This window comes from Antrihabitans auranticaus, from assembly GCF_016481275.1.
Classification (GTDB): Bacteria; Actinomycetota; Actinomycetes; order Mycobacteriales; family Mycobacteriaceae; genus Antrihabitans.
The window spans coordinates 654,999-680,748 of record NZ_JAEMNW010000003.1; the positions used below are offsets into that span (position 1 = coordinate 654,999).

A 25,750-nucleotide genomic window follows, 5' to 3' on the forward strand; every position below is an offset into this window, starting at 1 on the left:
CTCCTTCTCAACCGCCTCACGTGCTGTGAGGTAGAGCACCGATGCGGTTGACATTACGGACGTCTACGTCCTATGTCTAGACAAACAGAACGATTTGTAAAGCTGAGCTCACCTTTTAGCGGGCCGATTCGTCGCCGCCCGACGTTCGGCTTCTTTTTCTTTGATCCGCTTCTTGTCCGCGATCACCGCGGCAAGGTTGGCGCGTTCGCGAACGAGCCACTCGGGCGGATCGGCAAGTAGCGCGCCGATCTGATCGGCAGTCAGGGAATCCGATACATCTGCGCGTACCAATCCGGAATTCGAGATACCCAACTTCCGGGACACGACATCACGCGGGAACGGTCCGTTGCGGCGCAGTTCGGCGAGCCACTCGGGCGGATTCGCTTCCAGCTCCGCCAGTTCGGCTCTGGAGATCTGCGAGTTCCGGAACTCCTCGGGCGTTGCCGGCAAGTAGATTCCGAGCTTGTTCGCCGCGGTCAGGGGCTTCATTGTCTGCGATTTCTTGTCCGGGCTCACGCACCACACAATATCTGCCTCTCGCGCCGACCCGGACCACGAGTGCAATACGCTTCCTCCAATGACCGGTCTGGAGTCCGTCGACGTTCAACGGCTGCGCTGGTTCGTCGCTGTTGCGCAGGAATTGCACTTCGCGCGCGCGGCGAAGTCTCTCAACATCTCGCGCCAGAAGCTCAGCAATACGGTGATCGACCTCGAGCGGGAGTTGGACACAAAGCTCTTCGTCCCCGGCGCCTCACCGACCGAGCTCACCGACGCCGGTCGCGAGTACTTGCGTTCGGCACACGATCTCGTCGCGCGCGCGGATGCCGAGGCCGCCGAACCTGTGGTCGTGTCGAACCCGGAACTTCACATCGGCTTCGTCTCCGGCGTCACGGTGACGAAGTGGACCCGCACGTGGGCCGAACGTTTTCCGGAGGTCCCGTTGCAGGCATCGGTCGTCGAGGTCGCCGATCAAGTTGCGTCCCTTCATGATCGACGCATAGACGTGGGGTTCTTGCGGCTACCGGTCGACCGTGAGGGGCTCAGCGTCATACCGCTCTATCGCGAGCAGCCCGTTGTTCTGGTGCCGAAGGAACATGCGATCGCCGCGTTCGACGAGCTGCGACTGTCGGACCTCGCAGATGAACAGCTGCACAACGCCGACGACCTGGACTCGATCGAGTCGACGATCGAATTGGTGGCGGCCGGGGTCGGAGTGGTGATCGTCCCGCACTCGATCGCGCGATTGCACGCACGCAAAGACCTCGTCTACCGAACTGTCGTCGATGCGCCCGCAACGGAGATCGCCGTCTCCTGGCTGTCGAGCCACACTACGGACCACATCGAGGAGTTCATCGGGATCGTCAGGGGACGCTCGGAACGAAGCTCGCGATCGTCCTCCACCGCGCCGAAGCCGCAGCGGGATGGCCGGAAGAAGCCGGCCACGCAACCGGCAAAGGGCAAAAAACAAACCCGCAGGCGCTGAGTGCGCGCTGCGGGCGGGCGGAAACTTGTGGAGCCGAGGGGAATCGAACCCCTAACCCCTGCCTTGCAAAGGCAGTGCTCTGCCAATTGAGCTACGGCCCCGGACCGATAGCCGCTGAGATCAGCGGCTGGTGGCCTCGTGCCAGACGTCCTCACTACTGCGCGTGCGCAGCTTCGTGATTCCGACGAGCACAGCCACCGTCACACCGAGAACAGGGAGGAAGAATTTCATATTCCTACCCTACTTTGTACGGGGAGTGGGCCTAGGAGGACTTGAACCTCCGACCTCTTCGTTATCAGCGAAGCGCTCTAACCGCCTGAGCTATAGGCCCGTATTCGTTCGATTCGCGGCTGCAATCTGCAACCTGAACCGAGGGGAGAGATTACCGCACCGGGCCGTCGATAACCAAAACGGCCCAGTGCAGCGACTTCTCGCTAGTCCGGATCGGCGAGCGTCACCTCGACGCCGCCGACCAGATCCGAGCACTGGTTGTAGATGAACGCACCGATGGTGGCTAGAGCGGTGAACAGCACAACGTTGATCACGCCGATACCCGCGGCATACCCGAAGACCTGACTTGCACTGACGAGGCCGTCAGAGCTGTTCTCGGACACGATGTCGGTGAAGGCGTTGTTCAGCCGGTCCCACACACCCATTCCGTCGAGAACGAGGTACAGGAGCCCGACGGCGACCATCCACACGAAGAACAGCGCCACCGAGATGACAAGCGTGACCTTCAGCGTCGACCAGGGGTCGATCTTGCGGATCTGCACCGTCGCTCGCAGGGGCTCGCCCTCCGTTGCGACCGATGTGGCGACTACTCGACCCGCCGGTGCGGCGGTTTGTTCGGCCGGCGTGGGATGCCGGACCTCGGAAAGGTCCGGCATGTCCTTGGCCAACTCGGGACGCGCAATATGGCGAGTAGGTCCGTCGATCGCCTCGGACTTCGACTTGGCTGCTTCCTTGCGAAGAGTCTTCGCGGCCGCTGCCTGATCGCGCACTGCTCCGACCGGCGCGGCATTGTTCGGCCTGCCCGCTACCGGCGGCTCACCGGGACGGTGCAGGTTCGACTGCGGCTCACGCTGTGGTTGCCCCGGGCGCTGCCACGCCGGACGGGTATGACCGTTCTGCACCTTTGCGGCGGTCTCGGTGGCTGCAGCCGCAGCCCCATCCACCGGGGTGCGGGATTGCGCTGTTTCGGCAACCGGTGCCGGCCGGGCGCCCTGCGTACGCGGCCCCTGATGCTGCGGCGCGTGGGGCTGCTCGGCCCTGGGTGCCCGAATCTGCGGCGGCTGGTCGCCGCTACCAGCGGGCGAGCCGCCGTCACTAGCGGGCTTCGATGGAACCGGCCGGGGAATCGCGCGCGGAATCAGCGACGGTGGCTGCTGCACGCGCTCGGTCGGACCATCGGCTGCACCGTTGGCTCCGGTCGGTTCGTCGGGCGTGGTCACTTGGACTCCTTCGATCCGTTCGTTGCACCGGTGGTGTCGATATCGTCAGGCTCGTCGGCATTGCGAGCAATTGCAAGCAATGTGTCGCCTTCCCCGAGATTCATCAGTCGCACACCTTTGGTCTGTCTGCCGGCCTTGCGGACTTGCTTCGCAGCGGTGCGAATAACTCCACCGCCGGACGTTATCGCATAAAGCTCGTCCTCGTCGTTCACGATCAGCGCTCCGACGAGCGTGCCTCGCCGCCTGTCGTACTGGATCGTGAGGACGCCCTTGCCGCCACGTCCCTGCACAGGGTAGTCGTCCATCGGGGTGCGCTTGGCGTAGCCGCCGTTCGTGGCAACTAACAAATAGGTTCCCTCGCGGACAACATTCAGTGACAGCAGTTCGTCGTCACCGTTGAACCGCATCCCCTGGACGCCGGACGTGGCGCGGCCCATCGGGCGCAAGGCTTCGTCCGTCGCGGAGAACCGAATCGACTGGCCCTGTGCCGATACGAGCAACAGATCTTCCTCGGACGAGCACAGCACTGCACCGACCAACTCGTCTTCGCCACGCAGGTTGACGGCGACGATTCCGCCGCTGCGGTTCGAATCGAAATCTGTCAGCTTCGACTTCTTGACCAGGCCGTTTCGCGTCGCAAGTACCAGGTAGGGCGCGTCTTCGTAGGTCTTGATCTGGATGACCTGGGCAATTCGTTCGTCCGGCTGGAAGGCCAGGAGGTTCGCGACGTGCTGCCCGCGAGCGGTACGGCTGGCTTCGGGCAGTTCGTACGCCTTCGCGCGGTAGACCCGGCCCTTCGTCGTGAAGAACAAGATCCAGTCGTGGGTCGAACTGACGAAGAAGTGTTTGACGATGTCGTCCTGCTTGAGGCCGGCACCCTGCACTCCCTTGCCGCCACGCTTCTGCGAGCGGTAGAGATCCGTCTTGGTCCGCTTCGCGTAACCGGTTTCGGTGATCGTCACGACCACGTCTTCCCGAGCGATCAGATCCTCGTCGGCAACATCGCCGTCGGCGGCGATGATTCGGGTCCGGCGGTCGTCGCCGTACTTGTCGACAATCTCCTTGAGCTCGTCCCGAACAATTGCCCGCTGCCGTTCGGGCTTCTCGAGGATGTCCTTCAGGTCTGCGATCTCGGCTTCGATCTTGGCCAGCTCGTCGACGATCTTCTGGCGCTCCAACGCCGACAAACGGCGAAGCTGCATATCGAGGATGGCCGTTGCCTGGATCTCGTCGATGTCGAGGAGTTCCATCAAGCCGGTACGTGCGGTTTCCGTGTTGGCCGACCGCCGGATGAGGGCAATGACCTCGTCGAGCGCATCGAGTGCCTTCACGAGACCACGCAGAATGTGGGCCCGTTCCTCGGCCTTGCGCAGCAAGTACTTCGTCCGCCGGACGATCACGTCGAGTTGATGAGTGACGTAGAGCCGGATCATCTGGTCGAGACGCAGGGTGCGCGGCACACCGTCGACGATCGACAACATGTTCACGCCGAAGCTGGTCTGCAGCTGGGTGTGCTTGTAGAGGTTGTTCAGCACAACCTTGGCGACCGCGTCACGCTTGATGGTGACGACGATCCGCATGCCCGCACGGTCGGACGACTCATCGTGGATGTCGGAAATACCCGAGATCTTGCCGTCGCGAACCTGCTCGGCGATCGAGGTGATGAGGTTGTCCGGGTTGACCTGGTACGGCAACTCGGTCATGACGATCGTGGTGCGCCCCTTGGCGTCCTCTTCGATCTCGACGACGCCACGCATCCGGACCGAGCCGCGGCCGGTCGTGTACGCGTCGTGAATACCCTGCCCGCCGACGATCAGCCCGTAAGTCGGGAAGTCGGGGCCCTTCACGTATTCCATGCAGGCCGCGAGCGTTGCTTCTTCGTCCGCGTCGAAGTTCTCGAGCGACCAGTAGATGGCGTCCGCGAGCTCGTTCAGGTTGTGCGGCGGAATGTTCGTCGCCATGCCGACGGCGATACCACCGCTGCCGTTCATCAGCAGGTTCGGCACCCGGCTGGGAAGAACGGTCGGCTCTTGTGTGCGGCCGTCGTAGTTGGGAACGAAATCGACTGTCTCATGGTCGATTTCGCGCAGCATCTCCATGGCGAGCGGAGTCAGGCGGCACTCCGTGTACCGCATGGCCGCCGCGCCGTCGTTGCCGCGCGAACCGAAGTTGCCCTGGCCGTCGACGAGCGGATACCGCAGCGACCACGGCTGCGCCATACGCACGAGGGTGTCGTAGATCGACGCGTCGCCGTGCGGGTGGTAGTTACCCATCGTCTCGGCGACCGGTCGCGCGGACTTCACGTAACCACGGTCGGGTCGATAGCCGTTGTCGTACATCGCGTACAGGACGCGGCGATGCACCGGCTTCAGGCCGTCGCGGACATCGGGCAACGCGCGCCCGACGATCACGCTCATCGCATAGTCGATGTAGCTGTTCTGCATCTCCTGCTGAATGTCGACCGGCTCGATCCGGTCCCCAGTTCCACCCGACGGCGGCAACGTGGTGTCAGTCATTGAAACTCCTTTTCAGGCGGCTGCGCTGCACGTGCGCGGTTGGGAGTCCCTGGACTCGCTAACCGCGCACAGGCGCGCCAGCTCCTACACGTCGAGGAAACGAACGTCCTTGGCATTGCGGGTGATGAAACTGCGGCGAGCTTCGACGTCCTCGCCCATCAGGATGCTGAACAGCTCGTCGGCCGATGCCGCATCGTCCAGCGTCACCAGACGCAACACACGTACGGCGGGGTCCATCGTGGTTTCCCACAGCTCCTTGGCATTCATCTCGCCGAGGCCTTTATAGCGCTGCACACCGTCGTCCTTGTTGATCTTCTTGCCGGCTTCGAGACCCGCCTTGATCATTCCGTCGCGCTCACGATCGGAATAGGCGAACTCCGGCTCGACGCGCTGCCACTTCAGCTTGTACAGCGGCGGCTGCGCCAGATAGACGTGACCGTGTTCGACGAGTGGCCGCATGAAGCGGAACAGCAGCGTGAGCAGCAGCGTTGCGATGTGCTGGCCGTCGACGTCGGCGTCGGCCATCAGCACGATCTTGTGATACCGCAGCTTGCTGATATCGAACTCGTCGTGGATACCCGTGCCGAAGGCCGTGATGATCGACTGGACTTCGTTGTTCTTCAGCACGCGGTCGATGCGTGCCTTCTCGACGTTGATGATCTTTCCGCGCAGCGGGAGAATCGCCTGGTACATCGAGTCGCGGCCCGACTTCGCCGAACCGCCGGCGGAGTCGCCCTCCACGATGTAGATCTCGGATTTGCTCGGGTCGTTGGAGCGGCAGTCGGCAAGCTTGCCCGGCAACCCACCGAGATCGGTCGCGCTCTTGCGGCGGACCAGCTCGCGAGCCTTACGGGCGGCCATGCGCGCCTGCGCCGACGAGACAGCCTTGTTGACGATCGTCTTCGCATCCGCAGGGTTCGATTCGAACCAGTGCGCCAAGTGCTCGTTGCAGGCCTTGAGCACGAACGACTTGACCTCGGTATTGCCGAGCTTCGTCTTCGTCTGACCCTCGAACTGCGGCTCGCCGACCTTGACGCTGATGATCGCGGCCAGGCCCTCGCGGATGTCGTCGCCCGTGAGTGCGGGCTCTTTCTCCTTGAGTAGCTTCTTGTCGCGGGCGTACTTGTTGACCGTCGAGGTCAATGCGGTACGGAAGCCCTCTTCGTGTGTGCCGCCCTCGTGCGTGTTGATCGTGTTCGCAAAAGTGTGCACAGACTCCGAGTAGCCGGAGTTCCACTGCATCGCGACCTCGAGCTCATGGCCCGTGCCCTTGGCAGTGAAGCCGACTGTCGAGTTGTGAATCGCCTGCTTGGTGCGGTTGATGTGCCGAACGAAATCTTCCAGACCACCCGGGTAGTGGTAGGTCCGGGTCTTGACCTTGTGCACCGGCGCAGCAGCGGCCGCTTCCTCTTCCGCATGCGTCTTCGGTGCGGCGGCGGTTTCACTGACGACCTCGTCGATGACGTCGTCATCGGCGACGCGCTCGTCGGTGAAGGTAATCGTCAGGCCCTTGTTGAGGAACGCCATCTCCTGCAACCGACGTGACACGGTCTCGAAGTTGTAAACCGTGGTCTCGAAGATCTCGGGATCGGCCCAGAACCGAGTGGTGGTACCTGTCTTTCGGGTCGGCGCGCCCTTCTCGAGCTTGCCCGGCTTCGCGTCCTTGTATGTCTGCGTCCAATGGAAGCCGTCACGGTCGATCTCGACTTCGACACTTGTCGACAGCGCGTTGACCACCGAGATACCGACGCCGTGCAAACCGCCTGAGACCGCATAGGAATCCGAGTCGAACTTGCCGCCGGCGTGCAACTGGGTCATGACGACCTCGATCGTCGGAACACCCGACGAGTGCATCGCAACCGGGATACCACGGCCGTCGTCGACAACTTGGACGCCGCCATCGCCGAGCAACGTGACATCGACTCGAGTCGCGTGCCCTGCCATCGCCTCGTCTACCGAGTTGTCGACAACTTCCCAGATGAGGTGGTGCAACCCACGCTCACCGGTGGAGCCGATGTACATACCGGGGCGTTTACGAACCGCTTCCAAGCCTTCGAGGACGGTGATCGAGGAGGCGCCGTAATCACTCTTCGCCGTGCTGTCGGACTTACCCTTACTCGAACTTTGCGCAGCCACGGGTCGGTAGCTCTCCTTCTTCCAAGATTCCCGACGCGCAACTCCCCCGGCATCGTTCGGGCATCGCTTTCGCTAGGCAGCGACGACCGAAATCGAGGTTCCGAACGCACGTCGGCGGTGTCGCCGCCAATTACCCCTTCATCTTACTGGTACGCGTAGGCCACAGTGCACCTATGACACCCCTGAGACGCCCGAGAATCGATTAACTCGACGATTCGGGAGTGAAACCCTACGTAGCGGAAAATCAGGAACTGTCTTTCGCGGACCTATGTACCGCTGGTCTAGCCGTAGGTGTCGCGCGGGCCGCGGCCTTTGACATGTCGCTCACCTTTACGCCAACTCGGCGCAGCGGGACCGGTAATGCGCAGTGATGTCACGACACCTTGCCCGACAGCGGCATTGATCTTCGCAAGGATCTGCGCCTGCATGAGCCTCAATTGTGTTGCCCAAGCGGTGGATTCGGCTGCGACGTGGAGAACCTTGTCCTTCAGCACCGACGGTTCTGCGTGGGACGCGATGTCCTCGCCGACGACCTGCGCCCACCGGCCGAACACCGTTCCCTCGGCCACCTTCGGTGTCCAGCCACGCGACCGCGATATCGAACCGGCCAGAGCTCCGAATGCCTGCGGGTCACGATCGTCGGGACCCGAGCCCGACCAGCCACGTTTGCGACCGGTCCGGTACCGCGACATGTTCGCGTTGCGCGGCGACGACTTGCCCTGCCCTACCGCCTTCCCGCTCGCTCGAGCGGCGGCACGCGCCTCCTCGAGGGCGCGCCGTGCGATATCCACACCTTTGAGCACCGGCTGCTCCGGCTCCGGTTCCGCGCCTGTCGTCACGTCGCGACACTCCTTCCGGCCTGGGGGGCTTCCAGATCGTATTCCGCACCACCGACAGTGCCGCCGGATTCGACGATTCGCGACACCCGGCCATCAGCGGTCGCAATCGCCTCGACTCCCACGACGTTCGCCTCGAGCTCAGGCGGGACATCCTCGGCAACGGCCGCTGTGATCAACACCTGCTCGGCGGTCACCGCGACGGTTGCCAGTGCGGTGCGACGGCGGCGGTCGAGTTCGGCGAATACGTCGTCGAGCAGCAGAACCGGGTCGCTTCCATCGAAACGCAACAGTTCGAAGGAGCCGAGGCGAAGCGATAACGCGAAGGACCAGGATTCGCCGTGACTTGCGAAACCCTTCGCGGGTTCGCTGCCCAGATACAACTCGAGGTCGTCGCGGTGCGGTCCGACCAGGCACACTCCGCGTTCCAGTTCCTTCGAGCGGACCTTGGCCAGCTCGCTGAGAAAGACTGCCTCCAGGAATTCGCGATCGTCGGCGGCCGGTGTTCTTGCGGGATCCAGGTACTCGGCGGGGAGGGAATCGCCCAGACTCGAGCGGTACTGGATCGCGGCGGGACGCGACTCCGGCGCGATCGCTCGATATGCGGCGACCACGTACGGAGCCAGTTCGTGGACGAGCTGCAACCGCTGGGCCACCAGCGTCGAACCATGCACTGCCAGGTGGCCGTCCCACACGTCGAGCGTCGACAGATCTGCCCGATGCGCGCGGGCCGCCGTCTTCAACAACGCGGATCGCTGCCGGAGAACCCGCTCATAATCGGCACGCACCGCTGCCATCCGTGGCAATCGGGTCGTGAGCAATTCGTCGAGGAATCGTCGACGCTCTGCCGGGTCACCGCGAACGAGTGCCAGATCCTCGGGTGCGAACAAGACCGTGCGCAAGATTCCGAGAATTTCGCGCGGCCGCCGCACCGGACTGCGATTGATGAGAGCCCGATTCGCGACGGACTGATTGAGCTCGACATCGATGCGCAGCTCGCGGTCGGCATTGACGACCGCGGAACTGATCTGTGCGCGCGTCGCACCCGTCCGAACCAGCGGTGCCTCCGACGCGACCCGATGTGAAGAAAGGGTCGAGAGGTATCCCAACGCCTCGAGCAAGTTCGTCTTGCCGTTCCCGTTCGCGCCGAGGAAGACGGTCCGGCCCGGCGCCAAATCGATCCCGACGCGGTCCCACGACCGAAAGTCCTGCAGTGCAAGCGATCTGACGAACACCTAGGTCAGCCCGGCAAGCGAACCGGCATCAGCAGATACGTGTAATCGCTGGCCGGAGCAACGTACGCACCCGACGCCGAGGTCTCCGGCTCCTCGTCGCTCGCGGCGCGCAGCACGGCGGGGCGGCTGGGAGTCGTGAAACCGAATGACACGCGGTCGCTGTGCAGTGATCCGAGGCCGTCGTTCAGGTAGCCGGGGTTGAAGGCAATCGTCAGCGGTTCGCCGCGGAAGTCGGCCTCGAGCCGCTCCTCCGCTCGGCCGGCGTCTTCACCACCCGCCGACAGCAGCAGGCCGTCCTCGGACAGTTCGAGCCGAACCTGCGCACCGCGGTCGGCAACCAGGGCAACACGCTTGATTGCTTCGATCAGCGGGGCGACGTCAAGCGTCGCCATCGACGTGTGCTCCTTCGGCAGCAACTGCCGAAACTTCGGGAATTCCGCATCGAGCAGGCGTGTCGTCGTCCGACGGCCGGACGAGACGATTCCGAGCAGACCGTCCGCACCGACCGAGGACCCGGAACCGAGCGACAGTTCGACCTGTGAATCGAGCGGCCCGACAAGTGTCTTGGCCGACTCGGAAAGCGTCTTCGCAGGAATGAGCACCGCCGTCTTCACGTCGGACTTCTCCGGATCCCACTCGACCTGCCGCACGGCAAGGCGGAACCGGTCGGTTGCCGCCAAGACGACGTTGGTGCCTTCGATTTCGACCCGGATCCCGGTCAGCATCGGCAGTGTGTCGTCCTTGCCTGCCGCGATCGCAACCTGGCCGACCGCCTCGGCAAAGATCTGCGCCGAGACCGAACCGGTGTGCCCGGGCAGCTCGGGAAGTTGGGGATAGTCCTCGACCGGCATCGTCGGCAACGAGAATTTCGCGCTTCCGCACACGATCGAGACACGCGTGCCGTCGACCGTCACATCGACCGGTTTACCGGGCAGGGACTTCGTGATGTCAGCGAGTAGCCGGCCCGACACCAGAACTTCGCCATGACCCGCGACCTCGGCAGAGATCCGCATCTGGGCGGAGACCTCGTAGTCGAATCCCGAAACAGTCAGGCCGTTGTCGTCGGCCACCAGCAGGACACCGCCGAGGACGGGCACCGGAGGACGAGAAGGCAGGCTCCGTGCCACCCAGGCAACGGAATCCGCGAAGTCTTCGCGAGCAACTCGAAATTTCATGCTCCCAAGCTCCATCGCCCCGGCGTTCCTCTCGGTCGGTTGGGTTCGTCGCATTGCTAGCAACGCAAGCGAGCTAGCTGGAAAAACGTTTGGTCTTACAAGTTCTGGTCGGGCAGCTTCGTCTCCGGCAACGCTGTCGGCGACTCCGTTGTCGAAGTCTGGCATACGGCCCGGCTTCACACGCTACGCGCGGGTGCAGACAACCACGCTATGTGCTTCGGATCGAACTTGGAAGCGGTCGATCGGAGCATCTTGTCGGCCTTCTGAGCGCGATCGAACGGTTCTTCCCCACAGGCTGTTTTAAAGAAGATATTTAGAGGAAGAGAACTGCAACAGTATTAGGTCGTGTGGAAACTGTGGATTAACGACAAAATCCCAGGTGGGCAAGCGTGGTGTGGTGGGGATGGATTCAGGACAGGCTCGAGGAGCGATCGGCCAGGGTGGGGAGAACTCGAAATTGCTGACATCTGTCCCGCGCTCATCCCCAAACTATCCGCATTACTCACAACGTTATCCACAGGTGTGAGTAGATTTGTGGGGAACTTAATTGGACAGCTGTCCGAGGCCACTGCTCGTCACCGCTTCGAGCGCTGTTTGATGCGTGCTGTGAGCTCCTGAACCTGGTCGTACACACGTCGCCGCTCGGTCATTTCCTTCTTGATTTTCTTCTCCGCATACATCACGGTCGTGTGGTCGCGCCCGAACGTCTGCCCGATCTTCGGCAAGGACAGATCGGTCAGTTCGCGGCACAGATACATCGCGATCTGGCGAGCCATGGCGAGCGGCCGTGCCTTACCCGGCCCGCAGAGCTCATCGATCGAGGTATTGAAGTACTCGGCCGTGACGGCCATGATCGTGGCCGCATTGATCTCGAGGGCCGCGGTATCCGGCATCAGGTCACGCAGCACAACCTCGGCGAGCGTGAGGTCGAGCGGCTGACCGTTCAGTGAGGCGAACGCTGTCACGCGGATCAGTGCGCCCTCGAGCTCGCGAATGTTTCGTTCGATGCGGCTCGCGATCAACTCGAGGACATCGTGCGGAACGTCGAGTCGATCCATTCGTGCTTTCTTGCGCAGGATCGCGATGCGGGTCTCGAGTTCCGGCGGCTGAACATCCGTGATCAGGCCCCATTCGAACCGGGTTCGAAGGCGTTCCTCGAGGGTTGTCAGCTGCTTGGGCGGTCGGTCCGAGGAGACCACTATCTGCTTGTTCGCGTTGTGCAGCGTGTTGAAGGTGTGGAAGAACTCCTCCTGGATACCTTCCTTGCCCTCGATGAACTGGATGTCGTCGACCAGTAGTACGTCGGTCTCGCGGTAACGGCGTTTGAATGCAACCTTGCGGTCGTCGCGCAGGCTGTTGATGAAGTCGTTGGTGAATTCTTCGGTCGACACGTACTTGACCCGCATGCCGGGGAAGAGTCGTTGTGCGTACTGGCCGGCCGCATGCAGGAGGTGCGTCTTGCCGAGTCCGGACGCACCCCAGACAAACAGGGGGTTGTAGGCCCGCGCGGGGGCCTCGGCGATCGCGACGGCGGCCGCGTGGGCGAACCTGTTCGAGGCACCGATGACGAAGGTGTCGAAGGTGTACTTGGCGTTCAGGCTGTTCGGAGCCGGCGACGTCGTCGGCGCATCGGCCGGCTTGTGGAAGTACGACGGCCACGAACTCTGGATGCTGGCGATGGCTTCACGGTCGTCGTCGATCTCGTCGAACGCGGAACTCGTGACGCCACCTGTGAGCCTGCGCCGCCGGAAATCCGTGGGCGGCGATATGTCGTCGTCGGATTCACGCGTGAGCGACTGATTCCGTTCGGGTATGGGCCGTTCGGGCGCGGGTGGCGCCGGGGTATCGGCAGCGATCCGGACGCCCAAGCCCTCGACCTGCTCCCCGAGATGACGTCCGAGGGATTGAAGGATCGGCTCTCTGAGGTCGCGTTCGATCGCTTCCTGTGCGATAAACGACGGAACGGACAGCAGTGCGAACCCCTGCGTCAAGGTCAGCGGCTTGACGAGGGCGAGCCAGGCCTTCTGCGCATTCGTCAGACCGTGTCCCGGTCGCTCATCGGTGCCTGCGATCAACTCCGCGACAACGTCGGGCCAGACGCCGGCAAGCATGTTCAGGTCGTCGTTCACGACGGTGCCTCCCCAGAGTTTCGTCCACCCACAGGTCCACCGATCGAATCGGCGGTACGGCGGTGGCTTTGTCGAGCGAAGCGGCACCTGCCACTCGGGTAACGAATATGCCACCCAAGCCCTGTCTCCACACAATTATCCACAGATGTGGAGAAACACAGGCGTGTGAGTTGCGCGCGTGGAGTTCTTCACAATATGGCTTTGAACTGCGACTATGTGACGGGGTCGGGGAACGGTTGCTGTGAACTCCATTGTGACGCGGCTGGTTGGACTCCGAGCCTGTGAGTAAAACGGAACTCAGTCCTACCGGGCTGGTTTGACCCTGCGAAGCCGCATCAGTACCCTCGAACAGTCACCCGTTGGTGGGGTGGCGATTTCGTGCTGACCGGGCCGGGACACTCGCTCGAGTCACCGAATCGGCCACCACCGATGCTCGACCCCAGATTTGTAAGTTGTATTTGCTGATGGCGCCACAAGGGCGCCGCGATTTTCGAGGAGTGTTGACCGTGGCCAAGGGCAAGCGGACGTTCCAGCCGAACAACCGACGCCGCGCGCGTGTTCACGGCTTCCGTCTCCGGATGCGGACCCGTGCGGGTCGCGCGATCGTCTCTGCGCGTCGCCGCAAGGGCCGCGAGTCGCTCACAGCCTGATTCAGGCTGCAGGGTTCGGACACAGGGGTGCTACCCGAGCCGAATCGGTTGCATCATCACTCAGACTTCTCCCGGACGGTGCGCCGCGGCCATCGCACTGGGAGGCGTGACGTCGTCGTGCATGCCTTCGACCGGTCCTTGGATGGACCGGCGTTGGCGTACGGCGGTCCACGTGTCGGTCTGATCGTGAGCAAATCCGTGGGATCTGCGGTAACCCGTCATCTCGTTGCACGACGACTTCGACATGTCTTCGGTCCGGTCGTCAGCTTTGTGCGCCCTGAGTTCGACATCGTCTTGCGTGCGCTCCCCTCCTCTGCTAATGCGTCTTCAGCTGAGCTCGAGCGGCAGGTGCGCAGCTGCGTAGGGAAACTGCAGCTCGACCGCGCGGGCTCACCCGAATCTGCCGGCCTCCGATGAACACCGACTGGATGCGGCGCACGGCTGTCGTCGTCTACCGACTTCCGGTCCGTATCTTGATCTTCTCGATCGAGTTGTATCGAACCTACGTTTCACCGTTGCGGCTTCCAACATGCAGATTCACTCCGACCTGTAGCGAGTACGCAGTCACTGCGCTTCGCGAGTACGGCGTCGTTCGAGGGCTCGTGTTGACGATCATTCGACTCGCTAAATGTGCACCCTGGCACCCTGGAGGGTGGGATCCGGTGCCAGAGCGTTCGCGCAAGTGTGTCGGACACAGATCTTCCGCAGCAGCGCATGACCAAACGGTGCACCACCACGTGGTGGATATGCAGAAACAGAGGAGTACATAGAGCCGTGCTCAACTTCATTTACTATCCGGTCTCCGGGATCTTGTGGTTCTGGCACAAGGTCTTCGGTGCGATTCCGTTCCTGGGACCGGACAACGGCATTGCCTGGGCACTGTCTGTGGTGTTCCTCGTCTTCACACTGCGTCTGCTGCTGTACAAGCCCTTCGTCAAGCAAGTCCGGACGACGCGCCAGATGCAGGAGCTACAGCCGCAAATCAAGGCCCTGCAGAAGAAGTACGCGGGCGATCGGCAGCGGCAGGCCGTAGAACTGCAGAAGCTGCAGAAGGAACACGGCTTCAACCCGATCATGGGTTGCCTCCCCGTCTTGGCGCAGGTGCCGGTCTTCATCGGCCTGTATCACGTCCTCATGTCGTTCAACCGCACCGTCGGCGGCTTCGGTCGCCCGGAGCCGATGGACGCTTTGCAGAACTCCCAGACGCCGAACTACTTCTTCTCGGCTGAGGACGTCCAGTCCTTCCTGAAGTCGGACTTCTTCGGTGCGCCGCTGACGTCGTTCATCACGCAGAAGCAGTCGGCGTTCGAGGCCTTCCAGGTGGTCGGTGGAGCCGCTCCGTCGACGCTTGGAATCGCGGTCGTCGCGATTCCGCTGATGATCATCGCGAGCCTCGCCACGCACTTCAATGCGCGTGCGTCGGTCGCTCGCCAGAGTGAAGCGGCAGCTGCCAACCCGCAGGCCGCGATCATGAACAAGCTCGCGCTGTGGGTGTTCCCACTGGGCGTGCTGGTGTTCGGTGTGTTCCTCCCGATCGCCGTTCTTCTGTACTGGGTTGCGAACAACATCTGGACCTACGGGCAGCAGCACCTCGTCTTCCGCAAGATCGATCGCGAGGAGCTGGAAAAGAAGGAAGCCGCAATCGAGCGGCGGACGCAGAACGCGCCGAAGCCAGGAGCGCGACCTGCGAAGGGAAAGACGGGTGTCGACATGGCCAAGGGTCAGTCGACAGCCGCAACGCTCGCGGGTGCTGAGGAGGCGGCTGTGGAACCCACCGCCGCGACTACGGAGACTGCGCCGGCAAAGGCTCAGCCGAAGAGACCGAACCGAGGCAGTGGCCAGCAACGAAGGCCTTCGCAGGGTGGCAGACCCGGCGGCCGCGGTCGATCGAACAAGAAGCGACGGTGACGACGATGCTTACCGAAGAAATTCGACAGGGTGAGGAAGCAGAAACTGTGATGGCATTCGATTCGGACAACGGACAGTCCGAAGAGACCTCTTCTGAGACAGAGGTGTCGACGGCAGTCAACGGTGCGAACGGCGAGCAGAAAGTCGCCGTGGAGTCCGATGACGATCTGATCGAAGAGGGCGAGATCGCGGGCGACTACCTCGAGCAGCTGCTCGACGTTCTCGACTTCGACGGCGACATCGACCTGGACGTGGAAGGTGACCGCGCAATCGTCAGCATCGACGGTGGGAAAGACCTTACGAAGCTCGTCGGTCGACGCGGCGAGGTTCTCGATGCCCTTCAGGAGCTGACTCGTCTCGCCGTGCAGCAGAGCACCGGCGAGCGCAGCCGGCTCATGTTGGACATTGCTGGCTGGAGGGCAAACCGGCGTGCGGAGCTGACATCGTTGGGTCGGGATGCCGCGCACCGGGTTTTGGAGTCGGGCGAACGCGAAGCCCTGTCTCCGATGACGCCGTTCGAGCGCAAGATCGTCCACGACGCGGTTGCCGGAGTCGACGGTGTCTCGAGCGAGAGCGAAGGCGCAGAGCCTTCTAGGCGAGTAGTAGTCGTCAAGGATTGACGACGATGACCAGCGGGGCCCTCGGTCAACAGACCGGGGGCCCTTTTGGTTCTGTAGGTTAATTACATCGATGTAGTTCTGTGCCTGGGAGGAATGTTTCACGTGGAACCGATCGCGGACGATGTTCCGGAAGTGGCACAAAAGATCTTCGGTAGTCGCCTCGAGCTTGCGGTGCGCTATTGGCATGCGTTGGCGACTGACGGAGTCGAGCACGGGCTGATCGGTCCGCGTGAAGTTCCGCGACTGTGGGATCGGCACATTCTCAACTGCGCGGTCGTTGGAGAGTTGATCGGCGATGGCGAGTCGATAGTGGATATCGGTAGTGGCGCCGGCCTGCCCGGCATTCCGCTCGCGATCGCTCGGCCCGATCTACGGGTCGCCCTAGTTGAGCCGCTCCTTCGGAGAACGAGATTTCTTGCGGAGTTCACCGAGTCGGTCGGGCTGGACATCACCATCATTCGGGGGCGCGCTGAACAGCCGGGGGTGATCAAGGAGGTCGGCGGTGCGGACGTGGCGACATCCCGCGCGGTCGCCCCCCTCGAGAAGCTGGCTAAGTGGTCACTCCCCCTCGTTCATGAACACGGCCGGATGGTCGCAATGAAGGGCGCAACCGCCGGCGAGGAGATCGCTCGCGACCGGGCGGCTCTCGCAAAGTTGGGTGCAGCGCACATCGAGGTCGTCGAATGTGGGGTCGGGGTGCTTCCCACGCCGACGACAGTCGTTTGCGCCGAGCGGGTTCCGCGTCGCCAGAAGCGCTGAATTCGCAGTGATTTCGTGCTTTTTGGGCTCGTAAATCGCAGGAACGATCACCCCAGGGCGAAATTGTCACGTGACACGGGGACTGGGCAACCGATCGGCGCGTTGCTTGGTGAACGACGTATCTGCATTTTCGATGCTGCTGACGACATGCCGAGCCTCGGCTGGAGACGCTTTGCTCGGAGCGCAGTGACCCTTCCTCTAGCGGCCGAATGCCGCGGTGGCTCAGACGCGGCGATGGTGTCGGTTTTCAGTCCGCAGATTTCTGTGCCGGAAGCTTGCCGCACGGAACCTCCCGCTAGTAGTACTCGGCCAATGAGCCTTCTGACTCCCGACCTCAGCTCGGGCACGATGTCGACGAAGACCAGCCGGTAGTGCTCTTTGAAAACCGGCCACCCCGTGCGTTTTAGTGTGTGTAAGGCCCGGGACATCCCAGACACTGTGTTGTCAGGACATCGGTGACAGTACCGATTCTGTTGTAGGTTCAGGGTTTTGCGAGGACGGCCGCGAGGCTTGCCGGTGCCGTGGTAAGTGCCAATAGGGCGGATCGTTAGCTCGCTCGCGGATGAGAGTTCCGGTGTCATGCTCGACGAACATCACCGTGTCGACTCCGGTCTCGATCACCACGACGTGTTGTCCGCGCCGTTGGCTGCCGGTACCGATCTTGCGTGTGCGGAAGTTGATGTTGCCGGCGGCGACCTTCGGGTCTGCTGCTCGAGCCCACGGTATGGGCGTTCATGGTTGTCGTGCCATCGGAACCGTTCGCATAGGGCCTGTAACTCCTCGATTGTTTCCGCCGGAGCGTGGTCGGGTGTAGAACTTCTTGAAGGTGCGGTGGTACCGCTCGATCTTCCGCAAGTCTGCGGATGACGAGGACGTCAGCTGAGTTGCTTGATCCCCAGCGCGGTCAATCGTTGCTGGAAATGCACGCGCTTGTGTCCGTCCCGGGAGCGGAACTGCTGGCCGTTGTCGCTGACCAACTGCCGCGGCGCGCCGTGCTCGGCGATGGCGGTCTCCATCGCCCGCCCTGCTGACAGCACGGTGAACCCACGTGTCGCGGTTGCGCCCATCGCGAACCGCGCATGATCGTCGAGGATGGCCACGATCCATGCCGTGGAGCCGTCGGCCAACGCGACCTGCGTGCGCAATCGATTTGCCACAGATCGTTGGGGGCGTACCGTCGCCACGTGCGCTGGGTGCGGCGCCGCTGCGGCGTGATCGTCGAATGCCGATGCAACACTCGGTGAGTGGTCGAGATTGTTGGCACGCGCGGTGCACCGGCACGAGCGAGGTGAGTGTGGATGGTGCGGGCACCCCACCGCGGTTTGGCGGCCTGTAGTCGCACGATTTCCGCCTTCACGGCCGCGTCCGTCTGCCTCGGTGAGGTCAGTGGTCGGCGCGACCGCGGCGAGTGCGCCGACTCCGTCGGTGTAGAACCGGCGTCGGTACTCATAGAACGTTTGTCGCGAGACCCCGTACCGACGGCACGTCTCGGCCACACGGTGATCCCGTCGCGCATCGGGGTCAACAAGATCTCCAAACAGCGTTCGTGCACGCTCAGGACTCTCACTCTCCAAGCGAGTGCCATTGATGTCCCGCCAACGATCTGTCAGCCATGAGTCCGGGCCCACGCCACCCATCCTTGGATGGGTGGCGGGTTTCGTCGAGCACCAGTGGCCTGGTTTTCGAGGAGCTGCGACAGAAGCTCAGGTTCGCGCGTGGCACGGTGGCTGCCGCGTTGGCGAGTGAGTCGCGGCCGAAGTATCACCGTCCGCAGGTCGATTCTGCGATCAATGCGGCTGAGCCGAAGATTCGTGCCTTGCTGGCGGCGTATCGGAGGATGCCTGCGGGAACGGGCCGGCGCTTTGCGGCCGGAGGACGCGCCCGCCGACCGGCTCGAGCATCAGCCGCGTCGGGCGGTGCAGGTCGGTTGCCCCCTGGTGCTGGTGTCGGTGGCCGGGATGTGGCAGCTGCTGTCAGACCGGCTCGATGCACCCCCGGGAACTGTCTTCGACGAAGTTGGCTACATCCCCTTTGAACAAGACGCCGCAAACCTGTTCTTCCAACCGGTGTCCAGCCGCTCGCTCGTCCTCACCTCCAACCTTCCCTTTCGCCCGCTGGGGCGAAGTCCTCGGCGACCGCATCGTCCCCGACGCCGAAACACGCCACAACAACTACACCACCGTGATCTGCCTGACGAACGCCGTCACTGGTCTACTTTTGGACCGCCGTTGGCACAGACCAACCGGATCCCCCGATGCGTTTGGACGAGTGCTGGCGACGGCAAGTTGGAACTGACCACTGCGTGACGTCTGAATATCGACCGCCTTCTTTGGTGACTCCTGTTTTATCGAGCCAGCAGAGGGACGGGATGTGCCGGGCACGCGCCCGCCCGTGAAGTCGGGCAGGTTGCGATGGCACACCGAAGCCTCACGGTTGGATCGTCGATGCGGTGGAGAAGGGAGATCGCGCGGGCTCGTCCGACGAAGCTGAGGTCGATGATCGCACCATGGATCTATTGGGTCCGATCGATCCGTCCCGATTCGCCTTCGCTCACCACCAATCGGGTCGGCGAAATCGCGCGATTCGATCGGGGCTTTCGACCACCGACAATCCGAACTGAGGGCTTTGCCCGGTCTGGCATTGGCGACCCGGCGTTCGAGTAATTGTCGAGATTGCTGCGCCGGACCGGTGTGGTGTCGCAGTATCTGGTTTGGGACGAAGTGGGGAGCGATCGGATGCCGGCGTGGCGGCGAAACTGAACTCGCATCCGAATGCCGCGCCTTGACGGCACGTCGTGAGCTAGGGGCATCAACGACGAGTCCCACCAACTGGATTCGTTCTTCGTGCCCAGATGCACCGTCATCCCGCGGTAAGCGTTCGAGATCGGTGCGCATTCGCCAGGAGCTAAGGATGCCGCGCTTTCGACCGATCTGTTCGGAGATGTGTCAGTGGAGCGCAAACCCTGCAGCGGTGACATCTTCTGTTTCGGTTGCGACGTGCTTTTGGACGCAGCCGAAGTCGTCACGTGGTTGGCCCAATTCTGCAATTCGTCAAACCGATTTCGCGAAAGCGCGCTATGTCATTTGGCCAATTGCTAGGAGGCCACGGGCAATCGCCTACCGAAGTTGTGATGCCGAAACTCGGCTACTGCTCGGTTGCGAATTGTCTGGAGAGAGAAGTAGTAACCAATGCGATATCGCGTGAGTGCTCCCGCCGCGCTGCTGAGGGCGGTTGATGTTCTGTTTCACGTGAAACAGCTCGCCAGTTGAGGGCGAGATTCAGATCGGCACAGCTGCTGCCGCCGATGCGGCGGTGGGCGGCTGTTGCCAACCCGATCGATTCAGCTCGGCCCTCCATCTGTCGCCGGTTCCGCTCGCGGCTCGCGGAGGAGAGTGGGCGACGGACGAAATGGGATCGGACCCGGCTGCGAAGTGGACCGGACCATCCGTTGAAGATCCGTGTCAGGCCATACGCAACGTCACCGTCCAACACAGGCAAGGTCAGGGTTGAGGTAAGGCCCCTTGTTGCCAATACGTCGAATTTCTCCACCGGGCATTGAGCGAGCACTAAAACGGTCCACCGACGGCGGCGATGGTTCGATCATCGAGCACGTCGAAACGGAACTCCGCGCGCAACTTCGCTGGGAAACCGGTCAACTTGGTCGACGACTGTTCATCGGGCAGCGGGGGCGAACGAGAACACGGGCGAGAGCTCATTGAGTGAGAACCTCCTGGCAAGCCTGATCTGGATTGCCCGACTCGTCCTTCGAGACGATCGTCGACACCTCAGGAACGTACCGGGAATGCGGAGCTGGGCGTGATGGTCGGAGCCGGCTTGGTGGATCGGCCGATAGTGCCCGATGGCGGAGTAGCCGGCGAATCAGCTCCGCGGACAAGGCTCGTTAGTTCTTCTTGTGAGCTCCGAAGTAAGCGAGGCTTGGCCGCACGCGTAGGCGGCGTGGCATCAGGTGCTGCGCCGTTCTGGGCAGGACGGCGGTCAAGTCCTTGCGGAGTTAGCTACCGGACCACGCGGCAGCTAGGTAGCTCGCGTTCCGATTCAAAGGGGCGGTACTTGTCGAGTTTGAGATACACCCGCTTCCGCCGTCCGCAACCCGTCGAAGACACCCGACGCGTCGGCGTCGGCGTCGGCGTCGCTCCGGACTCGTTGAAGCTGGTGGAGAAGCACCATCTCCTGAGCGCGTCGGCAACTGGACCAGCTCGGGATGCATCGTGTCGTGTGACTTGCCATTGGGTTGAGCTTGCCCCTGGAACAGGTTCGTTCGACGATCAATAGGTGCGGGCCGTGTCCTCGATCGCGTCGAAAACCCATGTTTCACGTGGAACCACGCCTCGGCCCCGGGCGACACGCAGCGACGGACCTCCCGCTGGCGTGTCGCGAAAATCTTGTGGCTAGGCCGGTTTGGCCGGGTGACTTGTCACCGGGCATGATTGTGCGTACGGCATTCTTCTTGAATTCCTGACGGCGTAGAAGTTTCGGTCACGTTGACTTCCCTTCGACGTGTCCGCCCTGGCAAGCTTGAGCGATCCCACTGTGGCGCAACCATTCAGCCGATTTCGGCCATTGTTGTCCGGCTCGGCAAGAGACATTGATGGGTGTTGCAGGCGATGCCGGGTCGGGCTCTTTGAGATTTGATAGTCAGCTAGCGGGCTGCTGCTCGCGTTAGGAGCAACAATGCCGAGTGGTGACCAATACGATGTTTCACGTGGAACCGTTTCACGCGAAACTCGGTCGCAATCGAGACAATCGACAGGCAGGCACGGAGTGAAGCACGACAACGACTTTGTGAGTACGTACGCGGGGATCTCCCCCACCGAAACCCCGATCGGAGCAGCTGCTCATCGCGCCAGCCAGGTTCTACATCCACAATCGGTAGCTCTCCCGAAGCTGTCAGAAAGACGCGTCATCACGATCGCCAACCAGAAGGGTGGCGTCGGAAAGACTACGACCGCGGTGAACCTCGCGTCGGCGCTTGCACTGCAAGGTCTGACGGTTCTCGTCGTCGATCTGGACCCTCAGGGCAACGCCAGCACCGCTCTCGGGGTGACTCATACCTCGGGCACACCGTCGAGCTACGAGGTCCTCATAGGCGAGGTCAAGGCCAAGGACGCTATCCAGCAGAGCCCGCACAGTCCGCGCCTCATGTGCATTCCTGCGACGATCGATCTCGCCGGCGCAGAGATCGAGCTCGTGTCGATGGTTGCCCGTGAAGGTCGGCTGAAGACCGCGCTGTCGGACTCGGCGCTCGATGGCTTGGATATCGACTTCGTGATGATCGATTGCCCACCGTCACTGGGCCTGCTGACGGTCAACGCGATGGTCGCAGCCAAGGAAGTTTTGATCCCGATCCAATGCGAGTACTACGCGCTCGAGGGTGTGGGCCAGCTTCTCCGAAACATTCAGCTCGTGCAGGCCCACCTGAATCCGGCGCTGCACGTGTCGACAGTGATCCTCACGATGTACGACGGTCGAACCAAATTGGCGGACCAAGTCGCAGACGAAGTCCGCAACCATTTTGGCGACGCTGTACTTCGGTCAGTAATCCCACGGAGCGTCAAGGTCTCCGAAGCGCCTGGGTACGGTATGACAGTTCTTGACTACGACCCAGGTTCACGTGGAGCCATGAGCTATTTAGATGCGGGACGAGAGCTTGCATCTCGTTCGGCGGGAACGACGAGGAGTGCACGAGCATGAGTCAAGCGCGTAAAGGTGGACTGGGTCGCGGCCTTGCTGCTCTCATCCCCACGGGCCCTGCCAACGGCGGACCTGGCCTCGGTAGTGCAGCTGCCGACGTCATCATCGGCGTCGAGAAGTCGAACACAGCGCTGAAGCTCGCCGGTGCGCCAGACAGGATCCCGGACTCGATCGACGAGTTCGAGGCCTCCCCCGCCGGTGCTGTGTATCGGGAGATCCCGCACGCGCAGATCAGCCCCAACCCCAAGCAGCCTCGGCAGGTCTTCGACGACGAGTCTCTGGCGGAGCTCGTTCACTCGATTCGCGAGTTCGGCCTCATGCAGCCGATCGTTGTTCGCCGCACCGGATTGCAAAGCTACCAACTCGTCATGGGTGAACGGCGTTGGCGAGCGAGCCAGGAAGCCGGACTCGAGACCATCCCGGCGATCGTTCGCGAAACAGCCGATGGTTCGATGCTGCGCGACGCACTCCTCGAGAACATCCATCGAGTGCAGCTGAATCCGCTGGAAGAAGCTGCGGCGTATCAGCAACTGCTCGAAGAGTTCGAAGTCACTCACGAGGAGTTGGCTGCTCGCATCGGTCGGTCACGCCCGGTGGTGACGAACATGATCAGACTGCTGAAGTTGCCGATTCCCGTACAGCGCCGGGTTGCAGCCGGCGTGCTCTCGGCGGGTCACGCACGCGCACTCCTCTCGCTGGATGCCGGCGCGGATGCGCAGGAAGTCCTCGCCGCACGAATCGTTGCCGAGGGACTTTCGGTCAGAGCTACCGAAGAGGCTGTCACGCTCGCCAACCGCGAAGAAGACAAGGCGCTGCCTCCCGCTCGTCGCAAGCCGATTCAAATGCCCGGACTTCAAGACTTGGCGGAGCGGCTGTCGAACTCCTTTGATACCAAGGTCACCGTGAGCCTTGGGCAGCGAAAAGGGAAGATCGTCGTAGAGTTCGGCTCGGTCGACGACCTCCAACGAATCGTCGGACTTATGGAGAAGCAAGACGCGAATCTATGATTGTGAGTGGGTATCCCACGGGTCAGGCTCGAAACGTCACAGTGACAGGGCGTTCTTTCGAGTCTGACCGTCGGCAAAGACACGGAGGCTGAGGCAAGCAGTGTCGACCAACGTCACCGCTCTGACTCTGGATGGTCTGGACAGACTGCCCTCGCACGCTCGGCGATGCGTGTTCTGGGAACTCGACCCCGCGGTCGCGGCAACCTCGCGAGAATTCACGGACCCAGTCTTCGAGAAGGAAGCCTGGCTTTCGACGGTCATGCTCGAGTGGGGATCATGCGGTCAAGTTGCAACCGTGGGCGGAACGCCTGCGGGCTGCGCGCTGTACTCCCCGCCGAGTGCTGTCCCGCGCGCCGGGCTGTTTCCAACGTCGCCCGTCAGCGCGGACGCGGTTCTCCTCACCACGTTGCGCCTCGAACGTGCCGCATTGCGTGATGACATAGCCGACGACGACGCGCTAGCGAACAACCTCGTGCAGGCGGTCGTCGCCGATCTTGTGCGACGCGGTGTGCGTGCGCTGGAGTCGTTCGGAATCCGGCAGGATGACAACGACGTTCCCGGCGACGTCACGATTGCAGCCGGCCGCCCCAGCGCTACAGCAGCGCTTGAGTGCTCCCCCGCTTCCTGCATGATCCCGGCGGATTTCCTCGAAGCGGTCGGCTTCGAAGTGGTTGCGCCACATTACCGATTCCCGCGCCTGCGGCTGGAACTCGACCGCGACCACGGCTGGAAGGCAGACGTCGAATACGCCCTCGAGCAATTGCTGCAAGCGGCATCGCTGTCGGTCGCCGACCTCGGAAGTCGGTCTAAGGTCGGGGCGATGTAGAACGGTCTGGGCGCTAGAACGACCGCGGCGAGAATCAGCCGCGGTCGGCGGACGCCAGTTCTTCGGCGAGCAACTCGGCGAATGTGTATGTACCCGTGGGCTGGTCGTCTTGCCCCAACAGATACAGGCGCTTCACCGCGATGAGAATTGCTTCGGCGATGACGTCGCGGTAACGGGGATTCGTCAGAGTGGCCGCATCGAGATCGCTTGTGAGATAACCGACGTCGATTTGCACGGTCGGCATCTTGGTGAGGCGCAACAGATCCCACGTGCGTCCATGAACTCTGCAGTCCTGCAACGAGGTTCGAGCGACGACCTCCCGCTGAATGAACCCCGAAAGTACCTGCCCGATCATCGACGTCGAGCCGTGCGAGTTGCCGAAGTGGAAGCTTGCAACACCGTTGGCGGAGGGGCTGTCACTCGTTGCGCAACGCAGCGAGATCATCAAGTCGGCGTCGAAAGTGTTCGCGGTCTCGGCACGTTCGACGTCGGTAGGGTTCGCATTGTGCGGCCGGGAGAGGAACGTCTCCATACCCGTTGCGGCCATGCGGCCTTCGAGTCGACTCCCGAGATCCCACAGAATCTCCGACTCGAACATGTCACCGAATTCGGTGGGCACCGTACGTCCCTTGTCATTTCCACCCAGGCCTGGGTCGATGACAATCCGCTTGCCCGTCAACTGCGGACCCGAGCGGTGGACCAACTCTTCTTCACTGATGCGGTGCGGGTTGCCGCCGGTGACGCGGGCACCGAGCAGCTCGAGCGAACGCAAAGTGTCCGGCCCGCAGATTCCGTCTGATGCGAGCCCGATTTCACGCTGAAAAGAACTCAACGCTTCATGGGTCTGAAGACCGAAGTATCCGTCGACGCGATCGACGTAGAACCCGAGGTCCTGCAGTCGACGTTGCAGCGTCGCGACATCGTCGCCGTAAAGCGACGCAGACAACTGATAGAACATCGTCCGGGCGCCGAGGGTATACGACGCTTCCTTCAGTGCCTGATAGGTTGCGGGCCCGACGATCCCATCGACCAAGAGTCCTCGTTGCTGCTGGAAGGCTCGTACTGCGCTGTCGACCGAATTGTCGAACGCGGCGTCCCTGGCGACCCAGAAGCCGGAGTCGTCCCCCGCTGAATCTGGGGTCGGAGCATCTTCCTGCAAGTAGCCGAGACGCGCCAGCGCGTCGCGAACTTCGGCGACAGCTGGTCCATGATCACCGGAACGGAGTCGGTGCATTCGTTGGAGCCTTCCTTTACCAGCCTCATGCGCGCACTGATCATTTCAACAATCGAGAACGGCACGAACACGT

General features: G+C 62.4%; 21 protein-coding genes, 2 tRNA genes and 1 pseudogene. 11 read left to right on the top strand and 13 right to left on the bottom strand.

Features of this window, described 5'->3' with window-relative positions:
- Window positions 1-108 precede the first annotated feature (108 nt).
- On the bottom strand, window positions 109-516 hold the full coding sequence (locus tag JGU72_RS17290) for a DUF5997 family protein (protein WP_307828484.1): 408 nt from the start codon (window positions 514-516) through the stop codon (window positions 109-111).
- A gap of 61 nt (window positions 517-577) precedes the next feature.
- Here JGU72_RS17290 and JGU72_RS17295 point away from each other — a divergent pair, with 61 nt between their 5' ends.
- On the top strand, window positions 578-1,483 hold the full coding sequence (locus JGU72_RS17295) for a LysR family transcriptional regulator (RefSeq protein WP_199685164.1): 906 nt from the start codon (window positions 578-580) through the stop codon (window positions 1,481-1,483).
- Window positions 1,484-1,511: 28 nt separating this feature from the next.
- Here the strand turns inward: JGU72_RS17295 and JGU72_RS17300 are convergent.
- The 9 genes from JGU72_RS17300 to dnaA form a co-directional block, all read right to left on the bottom strand.
- Window positions 1,512-1,584 (bottom strand) — tRNA-Ala (locus tag JGU72_RS17300).
- Window positions 1,585-1,740: 156 nt separating this feature from the next.
- Window positions 1,741-1,814 (bottom strand) — tRNA-Ile (locus JGU72_RS17305).
- A gap of 103 nt (window positions 1,815-1,917) precedes the next feature.
- The gene (locus JGU72_RS17310) at window positions 1,918-2,934 is read right to left on the bottom strand and encodes a DUF3566 domain-containing protein (protein ID WP_199685165.1); all 1,017 of its coding nucleotides are present in this window, start codon (window positions 2,932-2,934) and stop codon (window positions 1,918-1,920) included.
- Complete coding sequence (gene gyrA / locus JGU72_RS17315; RefSeq protein ID WP_199685166.1) at window positions 2,931-5,450, bottom strand: DNA gyrase subunit A; 2,520 nt, start codon at window positions 5,448-5,450, stop codon at window positions 2,931-2,933. The genes JGU72_RS17310 and gyrA overlap by 4 nt, the downstream gene beginning before the upstream one ends.
- A gap of 84 nt (window positions 5,451-5,534) precedes the next feature.
- Window positions 5,535-7,586 (bottom strand): DNA topoisomerase (ATP-hydrolyzing) subunit B, encoded by a 2,052-nt coding sequence (gene gyrB / locus JGU72_RS17320; protein WP_199685167.1) that lies wholly within the window; start codon window positions 7,584-7,586, stop codon window positions 5,535-5,537.
- A 281-nt stretch (window positions 7,587-7,867) separates the two neighbouring features.
- The gene (locus tag JGU72_RS17325; protein WP_199685168.1) at window positions 7,868-8,425 is read right to left on the bottom strand and encodes a DUF721 family protein; all 558 of its coding nucleotides are present in this window, start codon (window positions 8,423-8,425) and stop codon (window positions 7,868-7,870) included.
- A complete protein-coding gene (recF, locus tag JGU72_RS17330) occupies window positions 8,422-9,657 on the bottom strand; it encodes a DNA replication/repair protein RecF (RefSeq protein WP_199685169.1) in 1,236 nt (411 codons plus the stop codon). Before recF ends, JGU72_RS17325 begins: the two co-directional genes overlap by 4 nt.
- A gap of 5 nt (window positions 9,658-9,662) precedes the next feature.
- Window positions 9,663-10,847 (bottom strand): DNA polymerase III subunit beta, encoded by a 1,185-nt coding sequence (gene dnaN / locus JGU72_RS17335; protein WP_199685170.1) that lies wholly within the window; start codon window positions 10,845-10,847, stop codon window positions 9,663-9,665.
- Between the two features lie 560 nt (window positions 10,848-11,407).
- On the bottom strand, window positions 11,408-12,961 hold the full coding sequence (dnaA, locus tag JGU72_RS17340) for a chromosomal replication initiator protein DnaA (RefSeq protein ID WP_199685171.1): 1,554 nt from the start codon (window positions 12,959-12,961) through the stop codon (window positions 11,408-11,410).
- A gap of 506 nt (window positions 12,962-13,467) precedes the next feature.
- Here dnaA and rpmH point away from each other — a divergent pair.
- The 6 genes from rpmH (at window position 13,468) to rsmG (ending at window position 16,898) form a co-directional block, all read left to right on the top strand.
- The gene (rpmH, locus tag JGU72_RS17345; RefSeq protein ID WP_005263481.1) at window positions 13,468-13,611 is read left to right on the top strand and encodes a 50S ribosomal protein L34; all 144 of its coding nucleotides are present in this window, start codon (window positions 13,468-13,470) and stop codon (window positions 13,609-13,611) included.
- A 27-nt stretch (window positions 13,612-13,638) separates the two neighbouring features.
- A complete protein-coding gene (gene rnpA / locus JGU72_RS17350; protein WP_199685172.1) occupies window positions 13,639-14,028 on the top strand; it encodes a ribonuclease P protein component in 390 nt (129 codons plus the stop codon).
- 11 nt (window positions 14,029-14,039) lie between these two features.
- A complete protein-coding gene (gene yidD, locus JGU72_RS17355; protein WP_374101126.1) occupies window positions 14,040-14,381 on the top strand; it encodes a membrane protein insertion efficiency factor YidD in 342 nt (113 codons plus the stop codon).
- 4 nt (window positions 14,382-14,385) lie between these two features.
- A complete protein-coding gene (yidC, locus tag JGU72_RS17360) occupies window positions 14,386-15,519 on the top strand; it encodes a membrane protein insertase YidC (RefSeq protein ID WP_199685174.1) in 1,134 nt (377 codons plus the stop codon).
- Between the two features lie 5 nt (window positions 15,520-15,524).
- Window positions 15,525-16,139, top strand: coding sequence for a Jag family protein (locus JGU72_RS17365; RefSeq protein WP_233532652.1), 615 nt, complete (start codon window positions 15,525-15,527; stop codon window positions 16,137-16,139).
- Between the two features lie 93 nt (window positions 16,140-16,232).
- The gene (gene rsmG, locus JGU72_RS17370) at window positions 16,233-16,898 is read left to right on the top strand and encodes a 16S rRNA (guanine(527)-N(7))-methyltransferase RsmG (RefSeq protein WP_199685175.1); all 666 of its coding nucleotides are present in this window, start codon (window positions 16,233-16,235) and stop codon (window positions 16,896-16,898) included.
- Between the two features lie 875 nt (window positions 16,899-17,773).
- Here the strand turns inward: rsmG and JGU72_RS31260 are convergent.
- Window positions 17,774-18,055, bottom strand: a complete 282-nt coding sequence (locus tag JGU72_RS31260) for a DDE-type integrase/transposase/recombinase (RefSeq protein ID WP_199685176.1) — start codon at window positions 18,053-18,055, stop codon at window positions 17,774-17,776.
- A gap of 822 nt (window positions 18,056-18,877) precedes the next feature.
- Here JGU72_RS31260 and JGU72_RS17380 point away from each other — a divergent pair.
- A pseudogene (locus JGU72_RS17380) lies at window positions 18,878-19,052 on the top strand (ATP-binding protein); the annotation flags it as partial.
- Between the two features lie 1,412 nt (window positions 19,053-20,464).
- Here JGU72_RS17380 and JGU72_RS17385 read toward each other — a convergent pair.
- Window positions 20,465-20,614 (bottom strand): hypothetical protein, encoded by a 150-nt coding sequence (locus tag JGU72_RS17385; RefSeq protein ID WP_199685177.1) that lies wholly within the window; start codon window positions 20,612-20,614, stop codon window positions 20,465-20,467.
- A 976-nt stretch (window positions 20,615-21,590) separates the two neighbouring features.
- Here JGU72_RS17385 and JGU72_RS17390 point away from each other — a divergent pair.
- The 3 genes from JGU72_RS17390 to JGU72_RS17400 all read left to right on the top strand — a co-directional run bounded on the left by JGU72_RS17390 (window position 21,591) and on the right by JGU72_RS17400 (window position 24,443).
- Window positions 21,591-22,610, top strand: coding sequence for a ParA family protein (locus tag JGU72_RS17390; protein WP_199685178.1), 1,020 nt, complete (start codon window positions 21,591-21,593; stop codon window positions 22,608-22,610).
- Window positions 22,607-23,617: a ParB/RepB/Spo0J family partition protein gene (locus JGU72_RS17395; protein ID WP_199685179.1), complete on the top strand. Its 1,011-nt coding sequence runs from the start codon at window positions 22,607-22,609 to the stop codon at window positions 23,615-23,617. Before JGU72_RS17390 ends, JGU72_RS17395 begins: the two co-directional genes overlap by 4 nt.
- A 100-nt stretch (window positions 23,618-23,717) precedes the next feature.
- Window positions 23,718-24,443, top strand: coding sequence for a GNAT family N-acetyltransferase (locus JGU72_RS17400; RefSeq protein WP_199685180.1), 726 nt, complete (start codon window positions 23,718-23,720; stop codon window positions 24,441-24,443).
- Window positions 24,444-24,477: 34 nt separating this feature from the next.
- Here JGU72_RS17400 and JGU72_RS17405 read toward each other — a convergent pair whose 3' ends face one another.
- On the bottom strand, window positions 24,478-25,677 hold the full coding sequence (locus JGU72_RS17405; protein WP_199685181.1) for an N-acetylmuramoyl-L-alanine amidase: 1,200 nt from the start codon (window positions 25,675-25,677) through the stop codon (window positions 24,478-24,480).
- Window positions 25,678-25,750: the final 73 nt, after the last annotated feature.

Coding starts and splice junctions, on each gene's coding strand:
- JGU72_RS17295 (WP_199685164.1), top strand. CDS start 578: ATGACCGGTCTGGAGTCCGTCGACGTTCAACGGCTGCGCTGGTTCGTC.
- gyrA (WP_199685166.1), bottom strand. CDS start 5,450: ATGACTGACACCACGTTGCCGCCGTCGGGTGGAACTGGGGACCGGATC.
- dnaN (WP_199685170.1), bottom strand. CDS start 10,847: ATGGAGCTTGGGAGCATGAAATTTCGAGTTGCTCGCGAAGACTTCGCG.
- yidD (WP_374101126.1), top strand. CDS start 14,040: ATGCGGCGCACGGCTGTCGTCGTCTACCGACTTCCGGTCCGTATCTTG.
- JGU72_RS17365 (WP_233532652.1), top strand. CDS start 15,525: ATGCTTACCGAAGAAATTCGACAGGGTGAGGAAGCAGAAACTGTGATG.
- rsmG (WP_199685175.1), top strand. CDS start 16,233: ATGTTTCACGTGGAACCGATCGCGGACGATGTTCCGGAAGTGGCACAA.
- JGU72_RS17385 (WP_199685177.1), bottom strand. CDS start 20,614: ATGAGCTCTCGCCCGTGTTCTCGTTCGCCCCCGCTGCCCGATGAACAG.
- JGU72_RS17390 (WP_199685178.1), top strand. CDS start 21,591: ATGCCGAGTGGTGACCAATACGATGTTTCACGTGGAACCGTTTCACGC.
- JGU72_RS17395 (WP_199685179.1), top strand. CDS start 22,607: ATGAGTCAAGCGCGTAAAGGTGGACTGGGTCGCGGCCTTGCTGCTCTC.
- JGU72_RS17405 (WP_199685181.1), bottom strand. CDS start 25,677: ATGCACCGACTCCGTTCCGGTGATCATGGACCAGCTGTCGCCGAAGTT.